Raw genomic sequence first — 1,121 nt, 5'->3', positions numbered from 1 at the left:
GAATGGGTTAAGTCAGGACCCTCATCGTCGGTCTTATCGATACGATGCAGGACTTTGTTATACCCCAGTGCTTGCAATGCAAACAGCCATCGACGCTCATCAATTCGACCGTATGCGCCATACTTATTGGCACAATGTCTTAGCAATACGAATCCTAGCGCAATGTTTGCGTGCATCAAGCGGAATAGGTCGTCGTCGCCATACTCAATCAGCCAGTCAAAATCATTCGTCGGGATTCGTTCATTTGACCACCATGGTGCCGCAGGTGCATTCACATTGGCGAGGGTGAGGGCGAGAATCGCATAAGGGTACGTTGAGGATTGAGGCGGCCAATCAGTGACAACCGAGCGAGCACACCATCGGTGATACAGGGCCACGGTTGTTTCGGAGTTTGTACCCCAAGCCGCGAGGGCGATGTCTATGATTTCATTATTTCGCCCCAGGAGTTTCTTTTCAATTTCCTCCGGAACATCATTTCCAAAGAAGTAACCAGATTCCAGAGTGCGTTGAGGTTGAGCCTTGAACCATTCATAGACGGTCTCTGGTGATGCTCTGAGCAGATATTCTGCAGTGCGAATTTCTTCTATTTCTTGCATATAACCCTCCATCTTTATTCATTTTTATACTGGCATAATACATTACAACCTGATATTTATTGCGTTGCCTTTGTTTTATTGTCCTCCGACCAGCGTATCAGGTTTCAGCGGTCGCACTGCGTTGCTCGTTCCCGCATTTGTATTTGGACTGTCATTCTGCCTTTCGTTAGCACGAGCGATGCTGTACTTTACAAAGTCACAAATCGTAATTTTATATGTAACACGTAGATGTCATAGTATCTGCTGGGACTCAAGCCCACCGCCCCCCATTGCGGACATATAGCCCCGCCCCCCATGGGGCACTGGTGGGACACTCAAGGATAAAAAAATACAATAATCAGCAACATGAGGCAATAAAGTATTTGATATAACTTATTGATTATATTGTTTTAGTTTGTTTTGGCTTGTTGTTAATTATTGACTTAGACGGTCTTTTAATCCGTTTGTCGTGGGTTCGATCCCCGCACGCCCTACCAATATCTAAAAGGCTTCCAGCGATGGGAGCCTTTTTCTTTTCTAGTGAAT

1 protein-coding gene is annotated in these 1,121 nt (G+C 45.7%); it reads right to left on the bottom strand.

Annotation, left to right across the window (positions count from 1 at the left end):
• The coding region (locus tag Q7U33_RS06105; protein WP_304858749.1) for a hypothetical protein at window positions 1-596 on the bottom strand (596 nt) is incomplete at its 3' end.
• Window positions 597-1,121: the final 525 nt, after the last annotated feature.

The sequence above is a fragment of the Methylotenera sp. genome (genome assembly GCF_030653755.1).
Lineage (GTDB): Bacteria > Pseudomonadota > Gammaproteobacteria > Burkholderiales > Methylophilaceae > Methylotenera.
This window is presented reverse-complemented; position numbering and strand designations above follow the sequence as displayed.